The sequence below is a fragment of the Burkholderia sp. AU33545 genome (genome assembly GCF_020419685.1).
Lineage (GTDB): Bacteria > Pseudomonadota > Gammaproteobacteria > Burkholderiales > Burkholderiaceae > Burkholderia > Burkholderia diffusa.
On record NZ_JAIZRQ010000008.1, the window covers coordinates 61852 to 84137 of the forward strand.

At 66.9% G+C, this 22286-nt stretch carries 21 protein-coding genes; 13 read left to right on the plus strand and 8 right to left on the minus strand.

Features of this window, described 5'->3' with window-relative positions:
- Positions 1-232: 232 nt before the first annotated feature.
- The 3 genes from LGM71_RS25400 to LGM71_RS25410 all read left to right on the plus strand — a co-directional run bounded on the left by LGM71_RS25400 (position 233) and on the right by LGM71_RS25410 (position 2973).
- Positions 233-1717, plus strand: coding sequence for a winged helix-turn-helix domain-containing protein (locus LGM71_RS25400; protein WP_185715869.1), 1485 nt, complete (start codon positions 233-235; stop codon positions 1715-1717).
- A gap of 103 nt (positions 1718-1820) precedes the next feature.
- Positions 1821-2192, plus strand: a complete 372-nt coding sequence (locus tag LGM71_RS25405; protein WP_059606148.1) for a response regulator transcription factor — start codon at positions 1821-1823, stop codon at positions 2190-2192.
- Between the two features lie 106 nt (positions 2193-2298).
- The gene (locus LGM71_RS25410) at positions 2299-2973 is read left to right on the plus strand and encodes a response regulator transcription factor (RefSeq protein WP_124627256.1); all 675 of its coding nucleotides are present in this window, start codon (positions 2299-2301) and stop codon (positions 2971-2973) included.
- A gap of 79 nt (positions 2974-3052) precedes the next feature.
- Here LGM71_RS25410 and LGM71_RS25415 read toward each other — a convergent pair whose 3' ends face one another.
- The 3 genes from LGM71_RS25415 to LGM71_RS25425 form a co-directional block, all read right to left on the minus strand.
- A complete protein-coding gene (locus LGM71_RS25415) occupies positions 3053-4021 on the minus strand; it encodes a LysR family transcriptional regulator (RefSeq protein WP_226117153.1) in 969 nt (322 codons plus the stop codon).
- Positions 4022-4169: 148 nt separating this feature from the next.
- On the minus strand, positions 4170-5594 hold the full coding sequence (locus tag LGM71_RS25420; RefSeq protein ID WP_226117154.1) for an efflux transporter outer membrane subunit: 1425 nt from the start codon (positions 5592-5594) through the stop codon (positions 4170-4172).
- Complete coding sequence (locus tag LGM71_RS25425; RefSeq protein WP_226117155.1) at positions 5591-6619, minus strand: HlyD family secretion protein; 1029 nt, start codon at positions 6617-6619, stop codon at positions 5591-5593. The genes LGM71_RS25420 and LGM71_RS25425 overlap by 4 nt, the downstream gene beginning before the upstream one ends.
- Positions 6620-6702: 83 nt before the next feature.
- On the opposite strand from LGM71_RS25425, the gene LGM71_RS25430 reads away from it, so the two are divergent.
- Complete coding sequence (locus tag LGM71_RS25430) at positions 6703-8283, plus strand: MFS transporter (RefSeq protein WP_226117156.1); 1581 nt, start codon at positions 6703-6705, stop codon at positions 8281-8283.
- A 151-nt stretch (positions 8284-8434) separates the two neighbouring features.
- On the opposite strand, the gene LGM71_RS25435 is transcribed toward LGM71_RS25430, so the two are convergent.
- The gene (locus tag LGM71_RS25435) at positions 8435-9256 is read right to left on the minus strand and encodes an alpha/beta fold hydrolase (protein WP_226117157.1); all 822 of its coding nucleotides are present in this window, start codon (positions 9254-9256) and stop codon (positions 8435-8437) included.
- Positions 9257-9808: 552 nt separating this feature from the next.
- On the opposite strand from LGM71_RS25435, the gene LGM71_RS25440 reads away from it, so the two are divergent.
- Both LGM71_RS25440 and LGM71_RS25445 read left to right on the plus strand, forming a co-directional pair.
- Positions 9809-10234: a DUF3331 domain-containing protein gene (locus tag LGM71_RS25440; protein WP_059606170.1), complete on the plus strand. Its 426-nt coding sequence runs from the start codon at positions 9809-9811 to the stop codon at positions 10232-10234.
- A gap of 59 nt (positions 10235-10293) precedes the next feature.
- A complete protein-coding gene (locus tag LGM71_RS25445; RefSeq protein WP_226117158.1) occupies positions 10294-11115 on the plus strand; it encodes an alpha/beta fold hydrolase in 822 nt (273 codons plus the stop codon).
- A 51-nt stretch (positions 11116-11166) separates the two neighbouring features.
- Here the strand turns inward: LGM71_RS25445 and LGM71_RS25450 are convergent, their stop codons facing one another.
- Positions 11167-11808: an HD domain-containing protein gene (locus LGM71_RS25450; RefSeq protein WP_226117161.1), complete on the minus strand. Its 642-nt coding sequence runs from the start codon at positions 11806-11808 to the stop codon at positions 11167-11169.
- Between the two features lie 271 nt (positions 11809-12079).
- Here LGM71_RS25450 and LGM71_RS33215 point away from each other — a divergent pair, with 271 nt between their 5' ends.
- The 3 genes from LGM71_RS33215 (at position 12080) to LGM71_RS25460 (ending at position 15939) form a co-directional block, all read left to right on the plus strand.
- The gene (locus LGM71_RS33215; RefSeq protein WP_260436532.1) at positions 12080-12214 is read left to right on the plus strand and encodes a hypothetical protein; all 135 of its coding nucleotides are present in this window, start codon (positions 12080-12082) and stop codon (positions 12212-12214) included.
- Positions 12215-12313: 99 nt separating this feature from the next.
- The gene (locus LGM71_RS25455; protein WP_226117163.1) at positions 12314-14116 is read left to right on the plus strand and encodes a winged helix-turn-helix domain-containing protein; all 1803 of its coding nucleotides are present in this window, start codon (positions 12314-12316) and stop codon (positions 14114-14116) included.
- Positions 14117-14427: 311 nt separating this feature from the next.
- Positions 14428-15939, plus strand: coding sequence for a mechanosensitive ion channel domain-containing protein (locus LGM71_RS25460; protein ID WP_226117164.1), 1512 nt, complete (start codon positions 14428-14430; stop codon positions 15937-15939).
- 59 nt (positions 15940-15998) lie between these two features.
- Here LGM71_RS25460 and LGM71_RS25465 read toward each other — a convergent pair whose 3' ends face one another.
- Positions 15999-16907 (minus strand): LysR family transcriptional regulator, encoded by a 909-nt coding sequence (locus LGM71_RS25465; protein ID WP_226117166.1) that lies wholly within the window; start codon positions 16905-16907, stop codon positions 15999-16001.
- Between the two features lie 328 nt (positions 16908-17235).
- Positions 17236-17505, minus strand: coding sequence for a XapX domain-containing protein (locus LGM71_RS25470; RefSeq protein WP_174910995.1), 270 nt, complete (start codon positions 17503-17505; stop codon positions 17236-17238).
- 309 nt (positions 17506-17814) lie between these two features.
- On the opposite strand from LGM71_RS25470, the gene LGM71_RS25475 reads away from it, so the two are divergent.
- From LGM71_RS25475 to LGM71_RS25490, 4 genes are all read left to right on the plus strand, one after another.
- On the plus strand, positions 17815-18501 hold the full coding sequence (locus LGM71_RS25475) for a hydrolase (RefSeq protein ID WP_124627236.1): 687 nt from the start codon (positions 17815-17817) through the stop codon (positions 18499-18501).
- Between the two features lie 169 nt (positions 18502-18670).
- Positions 18671-18838: a DUF1427 family protein gene (locus LGM71_RS25480; protein ID WP_059606194.1), complete on the plus strand. Its 168-nt coding sequence runs from the start codon at positions 18671-18673 to the stop codon at positions 18836-18838.
- Positions 18839-18857: 19 nt separating this feature from the next.
- Positions 18858-20747 carry an amidohydrolase gene (locus LGM71_RS25485; protein WP_226117168.1) on the plus strand — a complete coding sequence of 630 codons (1890 nt, stop codon included), beginning with the start codon at positions 18858-18860 and terminating at the stop codon, positions 20745-20747.
- Position 20748: 1 nt separating this feature from the next.
- Positions 20749-21195: a DoxX family protein gene (locus tag LGM71_RS25490; RefSeq protein WP_226117174.1), complete on the plus strand. Its 447-nt coding sequence runs from the start codon at positions 20749-20751 to the stop codon at positions 21193-21195.
- A 166-nt stretch (positions 21196-21361) separates the two neighbouring features.
- Here the strand turns inward: LGM71_RS25490 and gfa are convergent, their stop codons facing one another.
- Positions 21362-21937 carry an S-(hydroxymethyl)glutathione synthase gene (gene gfa, locus LGM71_RS25495; protein WP_059606341.1) on the minus strand — a complete coding sequence of 192 codons (576 nt, stop codon included), beginning with the start codon at positions 21935-21937 and terminating at the stop codon, positions 21362-21364.
- Between the last annotated feature and the right edge of the window lie 349 nt (positions 21938-22286).

Sequence of the window (22286 nt, forward strand, 5' to 3'; positions counted from 1 at the left end):
GTGCATTGTCCATCAGCCCGACGAACTCTGCAGGCCCCCCCCGCGCACCATTCCCGACGACCGAGCCGGCCGGTACCCGACTAAACCTATAGATAATGGCCGGCGCGCCTGCCACGCCATACGATAGGTTCAAGCCTCCCGACACGCATCGATGCGTGTCCGGCGGGCCGAACAGGGGGTGTCGCCTCGCGAGGCGGCGCAAGGTGCGGAGCAGCATAAGCGAGTGCGGATCATGTACACGTTCGGGCGGGTGACGGTTTCCCTTGAGTGCCGCGAAGTCTGCGTCGACGGGCAGCCCCGGTATATCGGCGCCCGGGCATTCGAGATTCTCGAGCTGCTGGTGAAGGCGGCCGGCAGGCTCGTGTCGAAGGACGAGATCATGCAAGCGGTGTGGCCGAACACGATCGTGGTCGAGAACAACATCCAGGTGCACGTCTCGACGCTGCGCAAGCTGTTCGGCGGCAAGCACGGGTGGATACGAACCGAATCGGGCCGCGGCTATCGGCTCGCGCCGCCGGCCGACCTGGCTTATGCGGACCGTCAGCCGGACCGGGTCGAGCCGGCGCGCGGCGCCCGCGCGGGCACCGCCCCGCGCAAATGTCCGCTGATCGGCCGCGAGCAGGAAGCGGCCGAACTGCACGCGCTGCTCGAGCGGGAGGCGCTCGTGACGCTGGTCGGCCCCGGCGGCGTCGGCAAGACGCATCTCGCGCTGGAGGTGGCGACGGCCTGGTCGGCGGTGCGCGGCATCGAGATGGTCCGGATCGATCTTGCCGGCTGGCAGGGCGGCGCGACGCTGGAGTCCGCGGTGCTGGACGCGCTCGACCTGCCGCTCGGCCCGGCCGCCGGGCCGGCCGACGTCGTGCGCGCGATCGCCGCGCAGCGCGTCATGCTGGTGCTCGATAACGCCGAGCAGCATGTCGACGAACTGGCGGACCTCTGTGAAGCGATCGCGGAGGCGAATGCCGGCACGATACTCGTCGTGACCAGCCGCGAACCGCTGCGTGTCGCCGGCGAGCGCGTTTATCGCGTCGGGCCGCTGCCCGTGCCGCCGGCCGGCGCGAACGACGGCGAGATCGTCGCGTGCGGTGCGGTGCGCATGTTTCTGGCCCGGGCGCGCGCGATGGGCACCGACATCCCCGCGGATGCGAAGACGCTGGACGCGATCGCGACCATCTGCCGCCGCCTGAGCGGCCTGCCGCTCGCGCTCGAGCTCGGCGCGGCCCGCGTCGCGTTGCTCGGGATCCAGGGGCTGGCAGCCGATCTCGACAAGTCTGTCCTGTCGTTGTCCGGCGGTCTGCGCACGGCGCATCCGCGCCAGCAGAACCTCAGGGCCACCATCGAATGGAGCTATCGGCTGCTCGACGATGCGGAGCGCACCGTGCTGTGCCGCCTCGCGGTATTTCCGGATGCGTTCCGGCTCGATGCGGCGTGCGCGCTGGCCGCGTGCGACGAACTGGGTGCTGCCCGCGTGCTCGACTGCCTGGTCAGCCTTGCATCGAAATCGCTGCTGGTCGTCCATTCGGTCGGACTCTCGAAGCATTATTCGCTGCTCGAGGTCGTGCGTGCGTATGCGCTCGAGAAGCTGGCGGAGTCGGGCGAAGCCGGCCGCCTGCATGCCCGGTGTGCGTCCTTCGTCGGCGAGGCGCGCGCGGAGACGCTGCCGCCGGCGCAGGCGACGTCCGTGCAACCGCTGCTGGCGGCACGGTCGTGGGCGTGACACACGGGTTGTGCGCGCGTGGCGCGCAGCGGTAACGCCGTCCGACGCGGCGTAAGCTGCATGGCGATGTTCTGGATTGACAAAATTTTCAGGTTCTCATTTCATGGCCATTGTTTGCATCATCGATGACGATGCGTCGGTCCGTAAGAGTCTTGCCAGCCTGCTGAAATCGGCTGGCCATACCGCATTGCCGTTCGCGTCGGGCGAGGAATTCCTCGCGGCCGGCCCGCTGGACGACGCGGCTTGCGTGCTGGTCGATCTGAAGATGAAGGGGATGAGCGGTCTCGACGTCCAGCGTCTGCTGGTCCAGCGCAAGGCGACGCTTCCGGTCATCTTCATGTCGGCGCACGGCGACGACGAGTCGGTCCGTCGCGCGCTTGCGCAAGGCGCGGTCGCGTTCTTGCGCAAGCCGTTTCCATCGGACGATATGCTCAACCTGATCGATCACATCGCATCCGGCGCGCCGCCTGCGTGAGCGGTGGCCCGTCGACCGGCCGCGCCGCAGGCGGCGCGGCGGTTCCGGTCGGCCTTTTCTTAGTTTATCATTCGATAATGAAGCGGATGCCTACACAGGGAATGCAATGGCGAGCACGCCGGATATGACGTCGATCGGCAACCGGGGCGGGGGCGACTCCGCCCCGATCGTCTATGTGGTCGACGACGACGAAACGCTGCGGCGCGCGTTGAGCTCGCTGTTGCGTTCGGCGGGATGGCGCGTCGAGACGTTTGCGTCTTCGCGGGCGTTTCTTGCGTTCGAGCGGCCTGCCGTGCCGAGTTGCCTGATCCTCGACGTGCGTCTCGCCGACGAGAGCGGGCTGGCCCTTCAGGAGGAAGCGGTGCGAGCGGGCCTGAACGTGCCGATCCTGTTCATGACCGGTTACGGCGACGTGGCCACGACGGTCAAGGCGATGAAAGGCGGCGCGCTCGACTTCCTGACGAAGCCGTTCGACGACGATGCGATGCTCGATGCCGTCGGTCACGCACTGGCCCGCGATGGCGAGCGCCTCGCGCGCGACCGTGCGCTGGACGCGGTGCGCGCGGCCTATGCGTCGTTGACGCCACGCGAACGAGAAGTGATGAGCCTGGTGGTCGCTGGCCTGATGAACAAGCAGATCGCAGCGAATCTCGGGCTGCAGGAAATCACGGTGAAGGTGCATCGGGCCCAGGTCATGAAGAAGATGCAGGTCCGCACGCTGCCGGATCTCGTGCGGCAAGCCGAGGCGCTGGGCGTGGGCCCGGCCGGCGCGCGCGACTGAGCGGGACGGCCGATCGTTCGACGCAACGGCGCCGGCTTCGACGCGGTGCGCCCGGCCGGGACGATGCGGACGACGGCATTCATGCGGCCACTTCGCTGTCGGCATCCGCGGTGTGCGTGACGGCGCGCGCGTCGTGTCGCGCTGCCGGCCGGGCATCGGGGTTGTCGTCGAACGCCGCGACGAGATGTTCGGCGAGCGTTCTGATGCGCGCGGGCAGGTTCCGGCGCGAGTGATAGAGCAGCGATGCGTCGAGGTCACCGACCTGCCAGTCGGGCAGCAGGCGAACGAGTGCGCCGTCGCGCTCGAGCGGCCGCGCGAGATGCTCCGGAAGCACCGCGAAGCCGGTGCCGCGGGCTGTCGCGAGAATCAGCGCATCGAGGCAGTTCGAGCGGATCGCGCCGGCCAGCCGTATCTCGGCGCTCGCGCCGGTACGCCGGTGCCGCAGCGGCCATACCGAGCCGCTACCCGGTTTGCCGCCGCGCGCATCCATGCGTTCGAGCGCCTGTGGCGAGTCGGTTGCCCCACCTGCTGCGCGATACCGCGGGCTCGCGTAAAGGCCCATCGGGATGCGCCCAAGGCGCCGCTCGATGCACGTCAGGCTCGACGTGCGTTCGGTGACGATCGAGAGATCCGTTTCGCCGCTCAGGGCCGCGCTCGGGTGATCGACCCAGTCGACCCGGATTCGCACGAGCGGATGCTGCCGATTGAAATCGGCCAGGGCCGGCACCAGGCGATCGACGCCGAACAGGTTCGACACCTCGATCGAGATGTCGCCTTCCATCTCGCTGGCATTGGCGTGACAGCAATCCGAAAAGTGCTCGTATTGCTCCAGCAGCGCGCGCGCCTGCTCGAGCACGTCCTCGCCGACGCGCGTCAGCGTCACCTTGCGCGTCGTGCGGTGAAACAGCAGCACGCCGAGCGACGTTTCCAGGCACCGGATCGCGCGGCTGATGCAGGGAACGCCGAGCCGATGGGCTTCGGCGGCTTTCGTGAAGCTGCCTTGTTCGGCAACCGTCTTGAGTATCTCGAGCGTTTTCAGGCGATCCATGACACGTCTCGCTTTGGTGGATTCGGACATGACCAATTTATGCGGCACGCCGGCCCCAGGCAACGCAAAAAACGTTAGGTAAGCTTAAGAACGATATGAAAATACGTGAGGCCGTTTGAACCGAGGCAGCGGGCGCGTTGATGTTCTTTCAGAACCGGTCTTCGCGATTCGCGATGTTCGCCGGTTTCGCTGCAGGCGGCGCCCATCCGCCGCCCAGGGCGCGCACGAGATCGACCGTCGCGATAGCGAGTGCCTGGCGGCTATGAATCAGCTGGCGTTGCGCGGTCAGTGCGTCCCGGTCCGCGTCGATGACCTCGAGATAACTGACGTAGCCGTGCCCGTAACGGTTCAGCGACAACCGCGCCGCTGCTTCGGTGGCGCGGGCCGCGCTGTCGTAGCGCACGATCCGCTCCTTCTGCGCGGTGATGTCGTTGAGCGCATCCTGGACCTCGCGCAACGCGCTCAGCGCGGTCGCGCGATAGTTCGCGTCGGCGAGTGCCGCGCCGGCCGTCGCGGCGGCCACCGCGGCCTCGCGCTTGCCGCCGTCGAACACCGTTTCGGCCACGCTCGCGCCGAGGCCCCACAGGGAACTGTTGCGGTCGAGAAACGTGTGGAGGTCGCGGCTGGCGAATCCGCCCTGGGCGGTCAGCGTCAAGGTCGGAAGCCACGCGGTGCGGGCGACGCCGATTTCGAGCGACGCCGCGTCGACGCGGCGCGCCGCCGCATAGACGTCCGGGCGTTGCGCGAGCAGCGCGGACGGCAGACCGGGCGGCACTTCCGGCACGCGCATGGCGGACGCGGTCGGCGCGACCGCGAAGGCGGTCGGCGAGACACCGGTCAGCACGGCGAGCGCATCGACGAGGTTTTCGCGCAGCCGCCGGCTGTCCGCGAAATCGGCGCGAGCCGTATCGAGATCGGCCGCCGCACGCAGCGCGTCGAGATCGCTTGCCGCGCCGGCCCGCACGCGCGCGGCGATCACGTCGAGCGCGGTGCGTCGCAGCTCGATCGCGCGGGCGAGCGTCGCGAGATCCTGCTCGACGAAATGGAGCGTCAGGTAGTCGCTCGCGACATCCGTCGCGACGCGTAGTCGAACGGCTGCACGATCCGCGTCGGCCTGCAGCACGTTCTGCCTGCCGATCTCCGCATCGCCACGCAGGCGCCCCCACAGATCGACTTCATAGCTGGCGTTGAACGGCACCGACCAGTTGTGCATCGTGCGTTTCGGCAATGCGTTGTCGACCGTGCCGGATACGCGCGAGCGGCTGAACGACGGATCGACGCCGACGGTTGGCGCCAGTGCGGCTTCGCGCACACCGAGCAGCGCCTGCGCCTGGTCGACGCGCGCCGCGGCGGCGCGGATGTCCTGATTGCCGGCGAGCGCGGCATCGACGAGCGCGACGAGTGGCGGATCGCCGAACGATGCGGGCCATTCGACGAGCGACGGTGCGGGGTCGCCAGGCGCATCAGCATGGCGGAACCGGTCGGAGCCGACCGCGACGGGAGCGAGCGGCTGCGGCGCGATCGTGCACGCGCTCAGCAGGCCGGCGGCGAGCAGGGCGGCGAGGCGGGTCATGGCTGCGTGCGGCTGCGTTGCAGCGAGACGATGACCGACAGGCCGGGCCGAATACGCGGCTCGGTCGAGGCCGGGCCGTCCAGCAGGATCTTGACGGGCACCCGCTGCGTGACCTTCGTGAAGTTGCCGGTCGCGTTGTCGGGCGGCAACAGCGAGAATTGCCCGCCCGTCGCGGGCGACAGGCTGTCGACGTGTCCGCTGAAGGTCCGGTCCGGCAGCGCGTCGAAGCGCAACTGCACGACGTCGCCGGTGCGCACATGCCGAAGCTGGGTTTCGCGGAAGTTCGCAACCACCCACGGGTGCGGTTCGACGACCGTGAGCAGCGCCTGACCGGGTGCGACATGCTCGCCGGTCTCGACCGTCTTCTTGCCGACGTAGCCGTCCGACGGCGCCACGACGGTCGTGTACTGACGCTGCAGCTCCGCATCGCGCAACTCGGCGTCGTTCTGGGTCGACACGGCATCGGCGGCCTGCCGCGCGGCCTGCGCGCTGCGCTGCTGCGCTTCGGCCGCGTCGATGCGCGCGCGGGCGGACTTGCGCGCCGAGTTCGCGGCATCGAATTCCTGCTGCGACAATCCGCGCGGGGTTTCGCGGGTCAGTTCGCGTGCCCGTGCGTAGTCGAGCTCGGCCTTCTCGGCGTCCGCGCGTGCCGACACGAGCGCCGCGTCGGCTTGCTCGACCAGCGCCTTCGCGCGGCTCGCATCGGAGTGCGCTTGTGCGACGCGGGCGCGCTGCAGCGCGACGCGCACGTCGAAATCGCGCGGATCGAGCCGCACGAGCGGGTCGCCCGCATGCACGAACCGGTTGTCGTCCACCAGCACGCGCTCGACCGTGCCGGCCACGCGCGGCGAGATCACGTGCAGGTGGCTTGTCACGTACGCGTCGTCGGTGCCGCGGTCATGCGCGTCGAATTCATAGACCAGCAGCGCGACGAGCAGCAGCGCGCATCCGGCGATCAATACGACCGGCCACTTGCGCGAGCGCGCGGGGGAGGTGGGCGGCACGTCCGGCGAGTTCGTGGTCACGATCGGGATACTCCATGGAACAGACGGGATTCGTCACATCGCGCTATGCTTGCGCGAGCCTTTTGTGCGGGAGCCGCTCGACGATGAACACCACGTTCGCCCCCGGTGGCACGACACCGGCGCCGGCCGCAGCGCCGGCCTCCGACATACCGACGTTTCGTTCGATCGCCGCGATCGCGGCGGTGCTGCTCGGCGCGATCATTTCGACCTTGACGTCGCGCATCACGTCGCTCGGGCTCGCCGACGTGCGCGGCGCGCTCGGCGTCGGTTTCGACGAGGGCGCGTGGATCAACACCGCGTTCATCGCATCGCAGATGTTCGTCGGGCCGCTCGCGATCGCGGCGGCCTTCGTGTTCGGCACGCGTCGGGTGCTGCTGGCGGGTGCCGCGGTATTCCTGGTCGTCGAAAGCGTGCTGCCGCTGTGCACGAATTTCGGCACGTTCATCGTGTTCCAGAGCGTGGCCGGTTTCGCGTCCGGCGTGTTCGTGCCGCTGACCGTCGGGTTCGTCGTCCGCACGCTGCCGCCACGGCTGATTCCGTTCGGCATCGCCGCGTATGCGATGAACCTCGAGATGTCGCTCAACCTCTCGGCGACGCTCGAAGGGTGGTACAGCGAACACCTGAGCTGGCGCTGGCTGTTCTGGCAGAACGCGCTGCTGACCGTGCCGTTCATCGTCTGCCTGATGCTGTCGCTGTCCACCGAGCCGATCAAGCGCCTCGCGTCCGGCATCGACGCGCGCGGCATGCTGCTCGGCGCCGGCGGGTTCGCGTGCCTGTGCGTCGCGCTCGATCAGGGCGAGCGGCTGTTCTGGTTCCAGTCGCCGCTGATCGTCGCGCTGCTGTGCATCGGCATCGTGATGGTGGCCGCGTTCCTGATCCACGAACTGGCATCGCGACGGGCCGGGCTCGATCTCGGCTACCTCGCGCTGCCCAACGTCGCGTTGCTGATCCTGCTCGTCGGCCTCGTGCGCTTTACCGTGCTCAACACGAGCTTCATTCCGTCGGCGTTTCTCGCGAGTACCTACGGGCTGCGCCCGCTGCAGATCGGCGACACGCTGCGCTGGATCGCGATGCCGCAACTGCTGTTCGCGCCGTGCGTGGCGTGGCTGCTGCAACGCGTCGATCCGCGCCGGCTGATCGTGGCCGGCTTTGCGATGGTGGCGGTCGCGTTCGCGCTCGGCGCGCAACTCACGCCCGTCTGGGCCGAACCCGACTTCATCCCGTCGCAACTGCTTCAGGCATTGGGTCAGACGATGGCGCTCACGTCGGTCGTGTTCTTCTTCGGCAAGCACGTGACGGCCGAGCACGCGCTGACGTTCGGCGCCGTCGTGCAGACGACGCGCCTGCTGAGCGGGCAACTCGGCACGACGTCGATCGCGGTGATCCAGCGCATCATGGAGGCTACCCATTCGAATCTCGTCGGTCTGCATGTCACGCTGTCGGATCCGCAAACGCTGGAGCGCTTGCGAGCCGGCGCGGCGGCGCTCGTGTCGCACGGCGCGACCTTCGCGACCGGCGACCAGGCGGCCTATGTGTTGCTCGATCGGGCCGTCCGCGTCCAGGCGACGACGCTCGCACTCGCAGACAATTTCCGTGTCGCGATGACGTTCGCGGTCGCGGGGGCGCTGATCGGCATGCTGCTCAGGCCGGCGCGTGCGCCGTAAGCGCCCGACGCCGGATCGGCGGATATCCCGCATCGACGATCCTGGCGATCGTGCACGCCGCAACGGAATCGTGACGACCTGAAAAATCCTGAAACGTGCCAAACGACGCGCCGGCGTGGCGGCCGGGCGCGCCGTACGGTGACGCGTGCGCTTACGCTTTCAGAAACGCGAGCAGTTCGGCATTGATCCGGTCTGCGTCGACGACGCACATCCCGTGCGAGCCGCCGGGGATGACCTTGAGCTCCGCGTGCTTCACGATCTTCGCGGACAGGCGAGCCGAATCGTCGATCGGCACGATCTGGTCGTCGTCGCCGTGCAGGATCAGCGTCGGGACGTCGATCTTCTTCAGGTCGTCGGTGTAGTCGACCTCGGAGAATTCCTTGACGCACAGATACTGGCCATGGATGCCGCCCATCATGCCCTGCGCCCAGAACGCGTCGATCGTGCCCTGCGACACCTTGGCATTCGGACGATTGAAGCCGAAGAACGGCACGGCGAGATCCTTGTAGAACTGCGAACGGTTCTCGGCGACGTTCTTGCGGATTCCGTCGAACACGTCCATCGGCAGGCCGCCGGGATTGGACGCCGATTTCACCATCTGCGGCGGCACGGCGCCGATCAGCACGGCCTTCGACACACGCTTCGTGCCGTGGCGCCCGATGTAGTGCGCGACTTCGCCGCCGCCGGTGGAGTGGCCGACGAGCGTGGCTTCGCGCAGGTCGAGCGCATTCATCAGCGCCGCGAGATCGTCGGCATACGTGTCCATGTCGTTGCCTTGCGACGGCTGGCTCGAGCGGCCGTGACCGCGGCGATCGTGCGCGATCACGCGGTAGCCGTGCTGCACGAGGAACAGCATCTGCGAGTCCCACGCGTCGGCGCACAGCGGCCAGCCGTGCGAGAAGACGACCGGGCGGCCGCTGCCCCAGTCCTTGAAGTAAATCTGCGTACCGTCTTTGGTGGTGATCGTGTTCATCGCATGGGCTCCTTGATGGACGGAAGCGGTGTGTTTGGGGGCGGCGGCCGCGGCGGCCGGCAGCGCGGCGGCTGCAACGGCGGTCGCGCCGGCAAGCAGCATGTCTCGGCGACGCGCCGAGGGAACGGCGTCGATGTCTGCTGGACGCATGGGAACTCCTTGAACGTGCGGTGGAACGATGCCGCGTTGGATGGATGGTTCGGATCTGCCCGCATGCGGCAATCGCGCCGGCAGCCGGCGTGCGTTCGCGGTCGCGGGCCGGCAGGCGCGCGAAGGCAGCGAACGAACGTCGACAGGAGCCTATCCCGCGGTCATGCGCCATGTACTGAAATCGGGCTGAATTTTCATGAAGCCGGTCGCGGCGCATGCCGCGCAAACGCACCGGCCAGAAAATTTAAGCCCGGAATAAAGACTCTTCAGCGGCGGCTCGCTATCGTCAGCATCAGGTCATCCCGTCGCGGGTCGGTGCCGGTCCGCGTCGGCGGATGGCGATCGCGACGCGGGCGGGTGTGCAACATCCGGACCGCTCGCCACTTGCCTGGGTACGCCGCCATGGACGAATTCAATCGCTGGGAGCACGTGATGACGCTGCTCGACCCGTCGCCGGCCGCGAGTCGGTGCGCGCCGTCGCATCTTCGCGACCCGGACCCCGCGCGCCGTCGCCATCGTGACGACGCGCCGCCTGCGTCGAGCGGCGGCGCGCGCCGCCGGTGCGCGATCGTCGCCGCCGAGCGGCAGACCGATTCGTCGGTGTTGATCTCGTGGAGCGACCCGACGCGCTGCCGCTACGACGAGCAGCGCTGGATCAGCGCAAAGTCTCGCGCCCTCGGGCGCTGCGCGCTGACCGGCATCACGATTCACACGGGCGATGCGATCTACAAGCCGCAGTGGCGCGGCGCGAAGCGCCCCGCGAACTACCGGGAGGTGATCCTCGCGTCCGAACTGGAGCGGTTCATCGCCAGGCTGTCCCGTTCATGATCCGTCCGTCGGCCCTGGCTGACGGCCGCCACTTTTTCACCGCTGAGGAAGAAATCCGCATGAGCACGTTCACGACACGCGACGGCGTTTCGATTCACTACAAGGACTGGGGAGCAGGGCGACCGGTCGTGTTCATTCACGGCTGGCCGTTGAATGCGGACATGTGGGACGTCCAGATGCATCATCTCGCGTCGAACGGCTTTCGCTGCATCGCCTACGACCGGCGCGGCTTCGGCCGGTCCGGCCAGCCGTGGACGGGCTACGACTACGATACGCTGGCCGACGACCTCGCGACGCTGATCGAGACGCTCGGGCTGCGCGACGTGACGCTCGTCGGCTTTTCGATGGGCGGCGGCGAAGTGGCCCGCTACATCGGCCGGCACGGCACGCGACACATCGCGAAGGCCGTCCTGATCGGATCGGTGACGCCGCTGGTCGCGCGGCGCGACGACCATCCGGACGGTGTCGACGTGGCCGTGTTCGACGGTATCCGCGCGGGCATCATGGCCGACCGCGCGGCATTCTTCGAGCAATTCTGGCCGCTGTTCACCGGTTCGAACCGGGCCGCTTCGACGATCTCGCGCGCCGCGCTCGACTGGACGTCCTTCATGGCGCTGCAGGGCGGCTTGAAGGGCACGCTCGATTGCGTCGGCGCGTTTTCCGAAACCGATTTCAGGGCGGATCTCGACAAGTTCGACGTGCCGACGCTCGTGATTCACGGCGACGACGACCAGACGGTGCCGTTCGCGCTCACGGGCGCCGCCGCGGCGAAGCGCGTGCCGCACGCGACGCTGAGCGTCTACGAGGGCGGGCCGCATGCGTTGTATCTGACGCACGCGCAACGATTGAACGACGAGCTGCTGGCGTTCGCCCGCGCATGACTCGACGGCGGTTGCTGCCGTGACGTGGCGGAGCGAGCCTGGCCGACCGGCTCACTCCGTCCATTTCGACCCGAGCACCAGGCCGCAGAAATTCGTCCGGCGATAGTCCGGGTCGCACCGCTCGAGCACGTCGGCGCAGACGTTGCCGAACGCAGTCGCGGGGCGATGCGCGGTGCCCGCGGCGAGCGCCTCGAGGAACAGTTCCTTGAAACACGGGCCGCGTGGCCACGCGTTGAGGATCTCGTCACGTTCGGACCGGCTTACTTCGTCGAAATGGCGTGCAAAGAGATCCGTCTCGATGCCCGCGCCGAGCAGCGCCGTCAACGGCGTCATGTACGGGTGAATGCCAAAGGTCGTGTGCAGCGCGATTGCACGCCACACCTCAGCCGCGTCGTCGGCAGCGACGCCGTATCCGCCGAGGAATGCATGCGCGGCATTCGCGCCGTCGATCTCGAAGCGCCGGCGCGAATGCCGGTAGCGCTCCGTCAGTCCGAAGTCATGGAACAGCGCCGCGACGTACAGCAGCTCGGCGTCGAATGCGATGCCGCGACGCAGCCCGATGATCGACGCGAACGCGAACACGCGCATCGCGTGCCGGAACAGGAGTTCCGGCCCGCCGGCGCGCACGGCCGCGGCGGCCTCCCGTGCGATCGGGCCGTCGGGAATCCGGATGCCGGCGATACGGTTGCCCATGGTCGTGTTCCTCGCGGCGTGACGGCAGTCGCTCGACGCTGGCGCCGTGGAACCATCGTCGCGCGTCGCGCCGCTGAATGTCCTGAGCGGCGCCTGAATCGTTCTGAACGGAAAATCCGACCGGCCGTCACGGCTGGAATCGGTTTCGCCGCGCCTTGCACGTCGTTGTTACCGGCTTTTTTCTCGGGAGCCATCCGAACCGCCATCTCAATTCACGAGACTACGAAATCAAGTTCGGTCAATCGGCCGTTTTATCCTACGAAACAGGTTCATGAGTAAACGGCTATTTCACGCATTGAAAATGCAGGTTGCCGTGGTGCGTCGTGCCTTGCCAGTTGGGGCGGGGCACGTCGTCGTGGCGATCGCGGCATTCATCTATTCAAAAAATTTGCTGTTTGAGTTCTGATAATTTGAATCATTTGACCGGACAAATGCCGTAGCATTGCCGTCAGACCGGTGTCATTTCTGACAGGGCATCGATGAATGCAATCGATTAAAAATTCCCATGATCCGGATTGGAACACTTCACGTTTTTCTCGACAGACGTGAAATTCGCTCGAACGGCAAGCTGCTGCGTATCGGCAGTCGCGCATTCGAAATTCTCGAACTCCTGATTCGTGCGAACGGCGCACTTGTATCGAAAGACGAAATCATGCAGCGCGTGTGGCCGCACACGATCGTGGAGGAAAACAACCTGCAGGTGCATATCGCCGCGTTGCGCAAGGCGCTCGCCGACGACCGGAACCTGATCGTCACGGTGCCGGGGCGCGGCTATCGGCTGGTTGGCGGCCACGCCGAAGGCGCGGCGCCCGCACCTCCCGCAACGTCGCGGCTGACGGCCGCGCCGACCGCGCTCGTCGGCCGCGAGCAGACCGTCGCCGACGTCCTTGCGGCGCTCGACACCGCGCGCGTCGTGACGCTGGTCGGTGCGGGCGGCATCGGCAAGACGCGGGTCGCGCTCGAAGCGGCGATGCGGGCCGAGGCGCGCTTTCCGGATGGCGCCGCGTTCGTGTCGCTGGCCACGGTGGCGAGTCCGCGATTCGTGCCCGACGCACTGGCGGGTGCGTTCGGCATCGTGGAGCCGACCGGATCGCTGACGCTCGAAGCGGTGCTGGCGAGCGTGGCGAACCGCCGGATGTTGCTGGTGCTCGACAATTGCGAGCATCTGCTCGACGCCGCCGCGCAGATCGCGACCGCACTGACCGAATCCGACGCCGGATTGCGCGTCCTCGCGACCAGCCGCGAGGCGCTGCGTATCCAGGGCGAGCGGCTGTGTCCGATTCCGCCGCTCGATGTCCCCGGCGAAGGCGCCGACGATGCTCAGACCCTGAGCGCCAGCGCGGTGCAACTGTTCTCGGCGCGCGCGCGTGCCGCCGATCCCCGCTTTCCGCTCGACGAACGCAGCGTGGCGCTGATGGCGTCGGTGTGCCGCCGTCTCGACGGTCTTCCGCTCGCCATCGAACTGGCAGCAGCCCGCGCGGCCGTGCTCGGCATCGATGTGCTGGCCGCGCATCTCGACGATCATTTCAGGTTGCTGACCGGCGGTTTTCGCACGGCCTTGCCGCGTCATCAGACGCTGCAGGCGATGTACGACTGGAGCTACCGCTTGCTCGGGGACGCGGAGCGCCTGCTGTTGCGGTGGCTCGGCGTGTTCCGCGACAGCTTCTCGATCGACGCGGTGCGGGATATCGTCGGAACGAAGGGGTTGGCCGATGCGGACCTGCTCGACACGATCGCCGGCCTCGTCTCGAAGTCGCTGCTGAGCCTCGAGAGCGCGCACGGCGCACCGCGCTACCGGCTGCTGACCACGACGCGCGCCTATGCGCTGCAGCAGCTCGAGAACAACGGCGAATGCGCGGCCGCGGCACGCGCGCATGCGAACTACTTCCATACGTTGTTCAGGCGTGCGCCCGGCGGCGGCGGCGACGACGACGGGCCGCGGGCCGAATCGCGTCTCGACGTGATCCGCCGCGAACTCGGCAATCTGCGCGCGGCGCTCGACTGGGCATTTTCGCCGAATGGCGATGCGGACGTCGGCGTCGCGCTGGCGGCTGTCGCGGTCCCATGCCTGTTCGACCTGTCGCTGGTGGACGAATGTCGCGAACGGGCGCGCGCGGCGCTCGATGCAATGCGGAACATGGACGAGACACGTGCGCGCGAGAATGCGCGCGTGCGCCTGCTGGCCGCCTATGCCGCCGCGCTCGCCCATACCTCGGGGCCGACGCACGTCGTACACGACGCGTGGTCCGAAGTGCACGCGTTCGGGTTCGAAGCGGGCGAGGCCGAGTTGCCGCCGCGCGAATCGTAACGGCGCGCGCCGCCGGCGAATTCAGAACGTTTCAGCCTGAACTCAGGACCGGGCCGGCCGGTGCGTCTACATTGCATGTACGGAGACCGTCGGCGATTCGCAGGCGTGCGCGCAGCAGACCGGGCCGCACCGCAGCATCGATGTCGCGACGCCACTGAATGCCAGCGCGGGGCGGCAGCGACACTCGCGTTGCCGCCGCGACTTCGCGCGTCATCGAACGACTACCGCATGAAACCTGTCCAGTCCGACCTTTCTCGCCACGATTCGTTGCCGGCGGCCGCTCGCCGGATCGGGTAGCGCGCCATGCGATCGTGCGGATTCCCCGCCCGTCGCGCAACGCGCACGCGGCCCGTTCCGGCATGCTGAACCTGTCGGTCACGGTCGCTTACGGCGCGCCGATCGTCGTTGCCGACCTCGTTGCATGGCGGTTGCTCGGGCCAGGCCGTTCGACGACGAAAGCGGTCTGGCGCTGTGCGTCGTTCGCCGCGCTGACCTATGTGCTGTTCGCAACCGGCGTGAGCCCGCTCGCGGTGCCGGCGTCGCCCGACCGGTTCGACCGGCTGGCGATCCAGGCGATCGGTGTCGCGTGGTGGCTGCAGTGCGCGCTGGTGTTCAGCCTGATGCTCGACCATCTGCTGCTGCCGCGCGCGTGGCGCAACCAGCGGCTGTTTCATGACATCGCCGCAGGCGCCGTGTTCGGTGCGGCCGCGGTGGCTGCGCTGGGATATGTCCTGGGTCTGCCGCTGAGCGGCCTGGTCGCGACCTCGGGCGCGGTGGCCGTGATCCTGGGCCTGGCCGTCCAGAACACGCTGAACGACGTGTTCTCGGGCCTCGTCCTGAATACCACCCAGCCGTTTCGCCTGGGCGATACGGTGGCCATCGGCGAGCTGGAAGGGCGGATCGTCGAAAGCAACTGGCGCGCGACCAAGATGATCAATAGCCTCGGCAACCTGGTCGTCGTGCCGAACAGCACCGCGGCGAAGGCGACGATCGTCAACCTGAGCGAACCGCCGAGCGTGCACGGCGTGACGCTGACGATCGAGATCGATCCGGAAGTGCGGCCGGCCGTCGTCGTCGATGCGCTCGACCGGGCTGCCTCCAGTTCGCTCGACGTGCTGGCCAGCCCCGCGCCAGTCGCGGTGGTCAAGGCATTCAGGACCAACTCCGTCGAATACGAACTCGTCTGTTACGTCGACGCGCTGCAAAAAAAGGTGGCGGTGCGTAACCGGCTCTACGATCTGGCCCACCGGCATCTGGCCGCCGCGGACATCGCGTTGCGCCCGCTTGGCGGAACGGCCGCGGCGCACCGACCGGTGTCGCGCGGTCAACGGCTGCTGCGCGCGGTCGAGCTTTTCCGGCAACTCGGTGACGAGGATCTGGCGGTGCTGGCCGACGCGCTGGCGTCTCGCGTATTCCACAAAGGGGAGGTGATCTACGCGTCGAATTCCGATACGCGCCTGCTGACGATCGTCGGGTCCGGCGTCGCATCGGTGTTCGTGCCGGGCGCGACGGGCGACATGGAGGTCAGGCGGATGGCGCCCGGCGACGCGATCGGCCAGTCCGTCGTGCTGGCCGGCACGCAACTTCATGCGAGTGTCTATGCCGTGACCGCGGTGACGGCCTATCAGTTGAGCAGCCGCGACCTGACGCCGCTGATCGCGAGGAAGCCGGAACTCGGACGATTGATGTGCGAATCCCTGACCGAACACATCGCGACCGAGGAAAAGATGATGATCCCGCCGGCCGCGAAGGCGCACGCGTCGTTCAACCTGATCGAATGGCTCGAGAAGGAGATGAAGCGCCTGCACGATTCGTTCGGCTGATGCGGCGGGAGATCTTGGGGACACGTTCGATCGACGGGCGCAGCCGACGGGCGGCGGAATCAGGCGAGCGCGGTGAAGCGGTCGACGAGATCGGGGTGGGCGAGCTGCTCGACCCACCAGTGCAACGCGCGTCCGGCCTCGTCGCCGCGCCACGCGATATAGCAATGCGTCGTGTCGCGCATGCCGGTCACCTTGCGTGCGACGAGCTTGCCTTCCGCGATCGCGCGTGCCGCGATGCAATCCGGCAGTGTGCCCACCGCGAGTCCTTCGCACTGCGCGGCCAGCTTTGCGGCGAGCGTGGGGACCGCGAGATACGGCTGCCCGGCGTCGACGGCGACCGAGCGTGGCTGCAGTTCGCGAGAGGTGTCGCTGATGACGGCGCCGCGATGCTCGACGACCGACGCCATCGACAGCGGTTCGGGCAGCGCCGCGAGCGGATGGGTCGGGGCGACGGCGAACACATGCCGGATCGTGCCGATCGGCCGCGCGACGATGTCCGGCAGTTCCGGCGGCTCGCCCGCCGCGCCGACGACGAGATCCGCGCGGCGCGAAATCAGCGCATCCCAGGTGCCGCCGAGGACTTCGGTGGACAGGCGCAGCCGCGTGTTCATCTCGAGTTCGTAGAACGCATGCACGTAGGGCCACAACGCCTCGAACGGCAGGATCTCGTCGATGCAGATGCGAACCTCGGTTTCCCAGCCTTGCTGGGCACGCAGCGCCTTGAGTTCGAGCTGTTCGGCGGCATGCAGCAGCCGGCGGCCCTCTTCGACGACTACGCGACCCGCGTGCGTGAGCTTCGCGCGGCGCCCGCTCCGGTCGAACAGTGCGACGTCGAGGTCGCTTTCGAGCTTTTGTACGAGATAAGTCAGCGCGGACGGTACGCGGTGCAGGAGCTCCGCGGCTTCGGCGAACGTGCCGGTGCGGTCGATCGCGTCCAGTGCCTCGAGCGCTTCGAATGACAGCTTCATGATGAATTCCACGGGGGCGTCGGCCTGCCATGTTATCGCCAAGCACCGCCGAGTCCAATACGATTCGGAACAATTCGTCCGTGAATCGGAGCCGGGGCACCATCCTGTCCGCGCAGGATTGCCGCTCGCGGTTGCGGCGTCCGATCGGTATTGGTGGTGTGTGCCGTCTCCGGAGCGTCGGCACACGGGGGGAGCCGTGCCGACCGGGGCCGCGTTTCGCGGGTGCTGCGCGTTTTTGCGTACCCGCGTGCCGTCGGCGTCGGTAGATCGGTTGGCGTGCCGATCTGCCTGCGCGAATCCGGTCGATCAGCTTGGGGTACGACGGTGTCTATTGAGGTTTCTTCGCGGCGGCATCGGATGCCTGGGCGCCGGGCAGCGCGCCGAACATGTGCTGGCTGCACTTCGCCTCGTTCCACGCGGTTTTCAGATGAATCCCTCCGAGCATCCGGCGTGCGACCGGCAGGATCTGTTCGCCGGCAAGAATGCCCAGCAGGCCGGCCAGCGCGATCGTGGGCGGAGCAGGCGACGGCACGCCGATCAGGTAGTAGACAGCGCCGGCGAGCATTCCGGCAAGCAGCGATGAAATGTACGGCTTCATGATTCAGAGACAAGTGAATGACAACCGTGTGAAAAATACGGATAACTACCGATCCGGAGACGAGCATGAATTCATTCGATAGCCTAGCAGGTCTTTTCTGATGTGACCGTTGAATTCTGCGGTTTTTAAGATCTTTTAAGGCCTGAATTTAGGGATTTTATTAATAGAATTGATTAAGTGGCATTACCATCGATTCGCGTGTTGAATGACAACGGCTGGCAGGCGAACCTTCCGGCACAGCGCATTGGGCGCCTCCCGCTTGCCGGCGAGGCAGGCAAATTTTTCTCCGCGTCAAAGGACATGACCGCCATGAGCAATCCGAAGCTTGAAGTACTCACCCCCCATAACAGCCAGCTGATCTTCATCGACCAGCAGCCGCAGATGGCATTCGGCGTGCAGTCGATCGATCGTCAGGCGCTGAAGAACAACGTCGTCGGGCTCGCGAAGGCCGCGAAGGTATTCAACATCCCGACCACGATCACGACCGTCGAAAGCGACAGCTTCTCGGGTCACACCTATCCCGAACTGCTCGACGTGTTCCCGAACCAGAAGACGCTCGAACGCACGTCGATGAACTCGTGGGATGACCAGAAGGTGCGCGACGCGCTGGCCGCGAACGGTCGCAAGAAGGTGGTCGTCTCGGGCCTGTGGACCGAAGTCTGCAATACGACGTTCGCGCTCTGCGCGATGCTAGAAGGCGACTACGAGATCTACATGGTGGCCGATGCATCGGGCGGCACGTCGAAGGACGCGCACGACTTCGCGATGCAACGGATGATCCAGGCCGGCGTGGTGCCGGTGACGTGGCAGCAGGTCCTGCTCGAGTGGCAGCGCGACTGGGCACACCGCGAGACGTATGACGCCGTGATGGCGATCGCGAAGGAACATTCGGGTGCGTACGGCATGGGCGTCGACTACGCGTACACGATGGTCCACAAGGCCGCGCCGCGCACCGCGACGCCGCACGAGTCGATCCCGGCCGTGCCGGCGAAGTAAGCGCGGACAGTCAGCGACTGTCGATGCCGAAGCGGCGTGTTCGATCCGGACGCGCCGCCTCGGCGATGCGTCGACGCGGACGGTGGAACGTGACGATTCACGATGCCGTCCGCCAGGCGTTTGCCAGGACCTAGGGCCTGCATTCCAACCTGTCCGAGAAATTGATCGTATGGAACCTTATCTGGTTTCCCTTGGTGCGGGCTTGCTGATCGGTGTCATTTACAGCGCAATCAAGGTCCGCTCTCCGGCACCGCCGCTGATTGCCCTGGTCGGGCTGCTCGGCATGGTGATCGGCGTGCAGGTCATCCCCACCCTCAAACAGCTCTTTGGCTTCTGACCGAATCGAGGTGATGTATATGACCGCAACCGAGTCCCAACCGGATCTGATCCTTCACAACGGAAGGTTCACGACTCTCGACCGCGCAAACCCCACCGCGACGGCGGTGGCGATCGCCGCGGGCCGCTTCGTCGCGGTCGGCAACGAGGCGGACGTCATGCCGCTGGCCGGCCGTGCGACCAAGGTCGTCGACCTCGGGGGCCGCGCCGTGCTGCCGGGCCTGATCGACAATCACTGCCACGTGATTCGTGGCGGCCTGAATTACAACATGGAGCTGCGCTGGGACGGCGTGCCTTCGCTCGCGGTCGCGATGGACATGCTCAAGCGGCAGGTCGCGATCACGCCTGCGCCGCAATGGGTGCGCGTGGTCGGCGGCTTCACCGAACATCAGTTCGTCGAGAAGCGCCTGCCGACGATCGACGAACTCAACGCAGCTGCGCCCGATACGCCGGTGTTCATCCTGCACCTGTACGACCGCGCGCTGCTGAACGCGGCCGCGCTGCGCGTGGTCGGCTATACGAAGGACACACCCGAGCCGCCGGGCGGCACGATCCTGCGCGATGCCGCGGGCAACCCGACGGGCCTGCTGCTCGCGAACCCGAACGCGACGATCCTCTACGCGACGCTCGCGAAAGGGCCGAAGCTGCCGTTCGAATATCAGTACAACTCGACGCGCCATTTCATGCGCGAACTGAACCGTCTCGGCGTGACCGGCGTGATCGACGCGGGCGGCGGTTCGCAGAACTACCCCGACGATTACGAAGTGATCCGCAAGCTGCACGATGCGGGCGAGATGACGATCCGGATCGCGTACAACCTGTTCACGCAGAAGCCGAACGCCGAGAAGGAAGACTTCGTGAACTGGACGAAGAGCACCAAGTATCACGACGGCACCGACTATTTCCGCAACAACGGCGCGGGCGAGATGCTGGTGTTCTCGGCGGCGGATTTCGAGGACTTCCGCGTCGCGCGTCCGGACCTGCCCGCGCAGATGGAGGACGATCTCGAAGGCGTCGTGCGCGTGCTCGCGCAGAACCGCTGGCCGTGGCGCATGCACGCGACCTACGACGAAACCATCAGCCGCGCGCTCGACGTGTTCGAGAAGGTCAACAAGGACATCCCGCTGGAAGGGCTGAACTGGTTCTTCGATCACGCGGAGACGATCACCGAAAAATCGATGGATCGTATTGCGGCGCTGGGCGGGGGCATCGCGGTGCAGCACCGGATGGCGTACCAGGGCGAATACTTCGTCGAGCGCTACGGTGCGCAGGCGGCTGAAGCAACGCCGCCCGTCGCGAAGATGCTCGGCAAGGGGCTCAAGGTTTCGGCCGGCACCGACGCGACGCGTGTTGCCTCGTACAACCCGTGGGTGTCGCTCGCATGGCTCGTGACGGGCAAGACGGTCGGCGGCCTGCGCATGTATCCGCAGCGCAACCTGCTCGATCGCGAGACCGCGCTGCGCATGTGGACCGAATACGTGACGTGGTTCTCGAACGAGGAAGGGAAGAAAGGGCGTGTGGCCGTCGGGCAGCTTGCCGACCTGGTGGTCCCGGATCGCGATTTCTTCGCGTGCGCCGAGGACGACATCGCGGGCACGACCGCATTGCTGACCGTGGTCGGCGGAAAGATCGTATGGGGCGCAGGGCCGTTCGCGTCGCACGACGTGCCGATTCCGCCCGCGATGCCGGACTGGTCGCCCGTGCGCGAGTACGGCGGCTATGGCGGCTGGGGCGCGACGCAGCGCAACGGCGCACCGCTGCAACGGGCGGCGGCCGCAGCGATGTGCGGTTGCGCGAATGCCTGCAACGTGCACCAGCATGCGCACGCGGGTGCATGGGCAAGCGCATTGCCGACGTCCGACGCGAAGGGCTTCTGGGGCGCTTTCGGCTGTTCGTGCTGGGCGATCTGACATGTCGACGCGCACCTTCTACGGCAACCCGGCATGGGTCCGCGTGCTGCTCGCGCAGCCGTGGATCGGTGCGCTGGTGCGGCTTGCACTCGTCTCCGCGTTTCTGATCGGCGGCATCAACAAGGCGATGCATTTCGACGAAGCGGTGGCCGAGCAGGCGCATTTCGGCCTGCACCCGGCCGCGCTGTGGGCGGTGCTCGCGATCGCAGTCGAGATCGGTGGTTCGCTCTGCGTGGTGTTTCGCCGCTTCACGTGGCTCGGCGCCGGCAGCCTCGGCATGTTGACGCTCGTCGCGATGGTCGTGGCGAACGATTTCTGGAACCGCTCGGGCGTCGAACATTTCATGGCGCTCAACAGCTTCTTCGAGCACTTGGGCCTGATTGCCGCGCTGGTTCTCGTCACGATGGTCGGCGACGCCCCGCGTGTGGAGGGGGGCGGTCGCGCCTGAGCGCCAGGGCGGCATGGCGCATCAGGAAGGTTGTTCGATCATGGCGCCCGTTCGCGGCGCCATGACTTGCACTGAAGATCGCGCACGGTTTCGTCGTCATCGCCGACCCGACGGACGACCGGCGCGACGACGACGCGTGCCGCGCGCCGGCCGTGGCGCCGCGCCTTCACGCCTCCCGGTACGTCCCCTTGGCCTTGGCCGTATGCGTTGCCAGAATGTCCATCAGCGCCGGGCTCAGGCAATCGTAGGGCTCCAGTCCCTTGCCGCGCAGCGTGTCGCGCACGTCCGCCATCAACGACGGCGGCGTGCCGCTCTCGATGATCGACGATACGAACGCGGCGAAGCCTGGGCCGTCCCAGCCGACATCCTGCGACAGTTCGGTATGGATGAAGTCCAGGCCGTAAAACGCATGATCGGCATTTTCGATTCGCCCGAACAGATGCGTGCCGCAGGCGGTGCACGCGTGGCGCTGGATCAGCGCCTTGTCGTCCACGACCCGCAGTTTCTCGCCGTGCGCGGTCACGGTGACCTTGTCGCGCGGCACGACGCCCACGACTGCAAACAGCGCACCAGCCGGTTTCCAGCACTTCGTGCAGCCGCACGCGTGATTGAACGCGACCTGGGCGTCGACCCGAACCTCGACCGGATCCTGCGTGCACAGGCAGCGCAGCGTACCGCCCGCGAATTCGGCGGCTCCCTTCTGAATGCCTTGATCGACAGCGGGATGAATGGCGACGGACATGTTCATGCTCCTCTTCGTTGCTTCAGTTGAACGACGGTTCGGATCGACTTTCCTGCGTGCATCAGATCGGGTGCGTCTTTGCGCCGAGGCTCCATCATCGACCCTTTGAGCGCGCCATGCACGGCTGCAATCCGCTGAAGAATCGATCTGCCTTTCATCGCAACGCACGGATGCGGGAGCCCGCATCCGTGCTCCGGCCGCATGTTGGCTCTTACGCGCTGGCATCAAACTGGGGGGGAGTATATGCGGATACTGGCGGGGAGTATACCCGGCGATCAACCGAGGGCGGCGATCGTCGAGACGGGGCACGCCGAACGGGTGCCACACGGACGCCACGCTCGGGCGTCGC